General features: G+C 71.1%; 5 protein-coding genes and 1 pseudogene. 4 read left to right on the top strand and 2 right to left on the bottom strand.

The features are described 5' to 3' along the window. From ACFR9S_RS03745 to ACFR9S_RS03730, 4 genes are all read left to right on the top strand, one after another. On the top strand, window positions 1–1,252 hold a 1,252-nt coding region (locus ACFR9S_RS03745; protein ID WP_379818092.1), incomplete at its 5' end, for a DHH family phosphoesterase. Between the two features lie 39 nt (window positions 1,253–1,291). After that, the gene (locus ACFR9S_RS03740) at window positions 1,292–2,089 is read left to right on the top strand and encodes a CBS domain-containing protein (protein WP_379732466.1); all 798 of its coding nucleotides are present in this window, start codon (window positions 1,292–1,294) and stop codon (window positions 2,087–2,089) included. Between the two features lie 59 nt (window positions 2,090–2,148). Continuing rightward, on the top strand, window positions 2,149–2,925 hold the full coding sequence (locus ACFR9S_RS03735) for a hypothetical protein (protein ID WP_379818091.1): 777 nt from the start codon (window positions 2,149–2,151) through the stop codon (window positions 2,923–2,925). A 42-nt stretch (window positions 2,926–2,967) separates the two neighbouring features. Continuing rightward, the gene (locus ACFR9S_RS03730; RefSeq protein ID WP_379818090.1) at window positions 2,968–4,086 is read left to right on the top strand and encodes a M24 family metallopeptidase; all 1,119 of its coding nucleotides are present in this window, start codon (window positions 2,968–2,970) and stop codon (window positions 4,084–4,086) included. On the opposite strand, the gene ACFR9S_RS03725 is transcribed toward ACFR9S_RS03730, so the two are convergent. Beyond that, window positions 4,087–4,371, bottom strand: a complete 285-nt coding sequence (locus ACFR9S_RS03725; RefSeq protein ID WP_379730625.1) for a hypothetical protein — start codon at window positions 4,369–4,371, stop codon at window positions 4,087–4,089. Window positions 4,372–4,449: 78 nt separating this feature from the next. Continuing rightward, a pseudogene (locus ACFR9S_RS03720) lies at window positions 4,450–4,843 on the bottom strand (ABC transporter ATP-binding protein); the annotation flags it as partial.

Below are 4,843 nucleotides of genomic sequence, written 5' to 3'. Positions count from 1 at the left end.
GTTCCCCGACGCGATGCTGATCGCTTACGCCGGCGAGGGGGCACGACCCGACACCGTCGACGCAATCCGCGAGACGGTCGACCGGCTGATCGACCCGACCGAGGCGCTGGCCGGGCGCGTGCTCGACCGGACGGTCGGCTTCGAGAGCGAGCGCGCACGCGGCCTGCGCGGGGCGCTGCTCGCCGCCGAGGAGCCTGTCGCCGTCGTCGCCCACGACAACCCCGACCCCGACGCCATCGCGAGCGCGGTCGCGCTCTGTCGGCTGGCCGACCGGATCGGCGTCGACGCCGACCCCTGCTACCACGGCGAGATCAGCCACCAGGAGAACCGCGCGCTGGTGAACCTCCTCGACCTCCCGATGGTCCGGCTCGAAGACGACGATATCGAGGCGTACGGCGGCATCGCGCTGGTCGACCATTCACGGGCGGGCGTGAACGACAGCCTCCCCGATGACACGGAGATCGACATCGTGATCGACCACCACCCGCCGCGAGGCCCCGTCGACGGCGAGTTCGTCGACCTCCGCAGCGGCGTCGGCGCGACGAGCACGCTGCTTGCGGAGTACCTCGACCGCTTCGACGTGCCCGCCGACACCACGACCGCGACCGCGCTGCTGTACGGCATTCAGGTCGACACAAAGGAGTTCACCCGCGAGGTGTCGAAGGCCGACTTCGCGGCCGCGGCGTCGCTGATCCCCGACGTCGACGCCGACACGCTCTCGCGGGTGGAGTCGCCCAGCCTCTCCATCGAGACGGTGTCGGTGCTGGCCGCGGCGATCGAGAACCGCACCGTCGACGACGGCGCGCTCTCGACCTGCGTCGGCGAGGTCCGGGACCGCGACGCGCTGGCGCAGGCCGCCGAGCGCCTGCTCGACATGGAGGGCGTCCAGATCACGCTCGTCTACGGGTTCATGGACGAGACGATCTACGTCTCCGGCCGGTCACGCGGCTCCGAACTCGACCTCGGCGAGACGCTGCGGGACGCCTTCGGCGCCATCGGCGACGCCGGCGGCCACGCCGACATGGCCGGCGCCCAGATCCCGCTGGGGATCCTCGCCGAGACCGGTCCCGACCGGACCGGCTCGCTGACCGAGATCGTCAGGGAGGTGGTCGAGGAGCGCTTCTTCGACGCGCTGTCGGACGCGCCGGACGCGCCGACGGCCGACGACTCGCTGGAGTACGACTACGCCCCCGAGGGGGCAGCGTCGGTCGCGCTGCCGTACGAGGAGGGCCGCGACGACACCGAGCGCTGAGCCTGTCCCTTTTTCGTCGCCGGGCCCGAACGGTGAGTGATGAGTGCCAAAGCGCGGGTCAAGGAGTACATGACCCGGGAGGTGGCGACGGTCGACGCCGACGACACGGTCGGCGACGTGGCGCGACGCATCGCCGAGAGCGACCACAACGGGTTCCCGGTGACCGACGGCCGGAAAGTCGAGGGGTTCGTCTCCGCGCGGGACCTGCTGCTCGCCGACGAGGAAGCGCCGATCTTCACCGTGATGGTCGAGGACATCGTCGTCGCCCACCCCGAGATGGACGTGATCGACGCCGCGCGGGTGATCCTGCGCTCGGGGATCCAGAAGCTGCCCGTCGTCGACGACGCCGGCAACCTCACGGGGATCATCTCCAACACCGACGTGGTGCGCAGCCAGATCGAGCGCGCCACCCCCGAGAAGGTGGGCGAACTGATGGAGACGCTGCAGCACATCCACGACGTGACGGTCAGCGAGGAGCGCCGCCGGGTCCGCCTCGACGACCTCATCCCCACGCAGGACCGGGTGTACGCCGACGAACTCGAGGGGCGCCGCTACGAGCTCGAACACGGGCTGGCCGAGCCGCTGGTCGTCATCGCCAACGCGACCGGCGACAAGGAGCTTCTCCTGTTGACCGACGGCCACCACCGCGCGCTGGCCGCCGACCGATCGGACATCGAGGAGATGGACGCCTACGTGATCGTCGTCGAGGCCGACGAGCCGATCACGCTGGGGATGGAACGCACCGCCGAACAGGAGGGGCTGGACTCCATCGACGACGTGGCGGTGGTCGACTACGCGCGCCACCCCCTGATCGAGACGACCAAGCGCCTGCAGTAACGGGCCGTTCGTTCCGTGCGTCGGTAGGATTATGTTCTCTCGGGGAACTCCGATAACTAATGTCGGCCGAGACGATCGTCGATCGACTCAGACAGCCCGCCTACACCGGCGAAAACCGGTGTACGCCCTGTACCGTGGTCAACGTCGGCGTCGCCATCGTGCTCGCAGTAGTCCTCGGCGTCGTCGTCCCGGTCGCCGGCGTCGCCGCGCTCGTCCTGTCGCTGTCGGCCATCTACCTGCGTGGCTACCTCGTTCCCGGCACGCCCGAACTCACGAAGCGCTACCTGCCCGACCGCGTCCACCGCCTGTTCGGGAAGGCTCCCGACCTGCCGGACGCGGGCGAAGCCGTCGACGTGGAGGCGTACCTGCTCGACGCCGGCGTCCTCCGGGAGACGGCGACCGGTGACGAACTCGAACCGACCGACTCCTTCCGGGCGGCGTGGGACGAACGGATCGACGAGGTGCGCGAGCGCCCGGCCGCGGCGGCCGGCGAACTGCTGGGGCTGGACGATCCCGGCGTCGAGGAGCGCGACGGCGCGACGGTGGTGACCGACGAGGGGATCCACGTCGCGGACTGGCCCTCGCGCGCGGCGCTGCTCGCGGATCTGGGCGCGGCGGCGCCCCTGCGTGCCCGCGACCCGACGTGGCCGAGCCGGAGCCGGGAGGAGCGGGGTCGCATCCTCGCCGGCCTGCGGCTGTTCGTCGAGCGCTGCCCGGCCTGCGGCGGGACGCCCGAACTCGGCGAGGAGACCGTCGAATCCTGCTGTCGACGGGCGGAGGTGTACACTCATCAGTGCCGGGACTGCGGCGCGCGCCTGCTGGAGATCGAGCAGTAACGGGAGCGGCAGCTATTCCTCCCCGCCGGCCGACCCCCCCACATGACCGCCGACCGCGACGCGCTCGAACGCCGGACCAGCGACGCCCAACAGCGACTCCGCGACCGCGGCGACGACGGCCTCGTCCTGTTCCCCAGCCTGAACCTCCGCTACCTCGCCGGCTACTCCGAAGACCCCGGCGAACGCCACTTCCTCCTCTTCGTCCCCGCGACGGGCGAGCCGGTCTTCCTCGTCCCGGAGCTCTCTGGCGAGCAGGTCCGCGAGGCGTCGTGGGTCGGCGACGTGCGGACGTGGAGCGACGCCGAGGACCCCGTGCCGACGATCGCCGAGATCGCCGGCGAACTGGGGATGGGCGAGGGCCACCTGCTCGTCGACGACACGATGTGGGCGCTGTTCACGCAGGACCTCCGGGAGGCGCTCCCCGGTGCGACGTTCGGCCTCGCGAGCGAGGTGCTGGGCGAGCTCAGGGTCCGGAAGGACGACGCCGAACTCGACGCGATGCGCCGGGCCGGCGCCGTCGCCGACGAGACGGTTCGGGACCTCCGGGCGATGGGCGAGGAGGCACTCGGGCTGACCGAGGCCGAACTCGCCGCAGAGATCGAGGAACTGCTCGAGGCCAACGGCGGCACGGGCGTCGCCTTCGAGACGATCGTCGGCGCCGGCCCGAACGGCGCGAAACCGCACCACCACCACTCCGACCGGGAGATCACCCCCGGCGAGCCGGTGGTGCTCGACTTCGGCACCCGGGTGGACGGCTACCCCTCCGACCAGACGCGGACGCTCGTGTTCGGCGGGGAGCCGAGCGAGCGGTACCGAGAGGTTCACGAGGTCGTCCGCGAGGCACAGCAGGCGGGCGTGGATGTAGTGGCGCCGGGCGTGACTGCGGAGTCCGTCGACGCCGCGACGCGGGCGGTGATCGAGGACGCCGGCTACGGCGACGAGTTCATCCACCGCACCGGCCACGGCGTCGGCCTCGACGTGCACGAAGAGCCGTACATCGTCGAGGGGAACGACCGCGAACTCCGGCCGGGGATGGTGTTCAGCGTCGAGCCGGGGATCTACCTCCCCGGGGAGTTCGGCGTCCGGATCGAGGACCTCGTCGTCGTCACCGAGGAGGGCTGCGAGCGGCTGAACGACACCGACCGCGGCTGGCGCTGCTAATTAGATCAGGTCGTCGGGGTCGTGCTGTGCGGCCATGCGCTCGGCCTCGGCGGCGTACTGCTCGCGCTTGTCGTCGCCGGTCTCGCCGAGGTTTCCGGGGTCGGCGTCGATGGCGGCGGTGGTGTCGCGGTGGTCGCCGAAGGAGGTGAGCGCGCGCTCCTTCCGGAGGTAGCGCTCGCCGTCGGGGGTGGCGTAGACGAGGATGACGATGTTCTGCTCGTCGTCGGAGTAGGTACGTTCGACGAGCCAGACGCGGACGGTGTCGGCGTCGCTGTCGTCGGCCATGTCGACACGGACGGTCGGCCTCGTCAAAACGTTTCAGGCCGGCCTCGGCGTGTGAGAACGCGGGCGGGGCCGGCGACCTTACTCCTCGTCGACGGGCTTGCGGGGGACGATCGTCGGTCCCTCCGGGCCGAACCCGACCTCGGCCTCGACGCCGAACACGTCCTCCAGCAGGTCCGGCGTGACCACCTCGTCGGGCGGTCCCCACTCGTAGGGCTGGCCGTCGCGGAGCGCGATGAGGTTGTCCGCGAAGCGGGCGGCCTGCCCGATGTCGTGGAGGACGACGCAGACCGTGACGCCGCGCTCCTCGTTGAGTTCGCGGGCGGCGCGCAGCACCCGGAGCTGGTGGTGGAGGTCGAGGAACGTCGTCGGCTCGTCGAGCAGCAGCGCGTCGGTCTCCTGTGCGAACGTCATCGCGAGCCACGCGCGCTGTTGCTGCCCGCCGGAGAGCCCGCCGACCGGTCGGTCGGCGAGG

Origin of the sequence: Halolamina salina (genome assembly GCF_042678005.1) — an archaeon.
Taxonomy (GTDB): Archaea; Halobacteriota; Halobacteria; order Halobacteriales; family Haloferacaceae; genus Halolamina; species Halolamina salina.
Note: the sequence above shows the minus strand (reverse complement) of the source record. Positions and strands in the feature narration are given on the sequence as shown.

Coding starts and splice junctions, on each gene's coding strand:
- ACFR9S_RS03740 (WP_379732466.1), top strand. CDS start 1,292: ATGAGTGCCAAAGCGCGGGTCAAGGAGTACATGACCCGGGAGGTGGCG.
- ACFR9S_RS03735 (WP_379818091.1), top strand. CDS start 2,149: ATGTCGGCCGAGACGATCGTCGATCGACTCAGACAGCCCGCCTACACC.
- ACFR9S_RS03730 (WP_379818090.1), top strand. CDS start 2,968: ATGACCGCCGACCGCGACGCGCTCGAACGCCGGACCAGCGACGCCCAA.
- ACFR9S_RS03725 (WP_379730625.1), bottom strand. CDS start 4,371: ATGGCCGACGACAGCGACGCCGACACCGTCCGCGTCTGGCTCGTCGAA.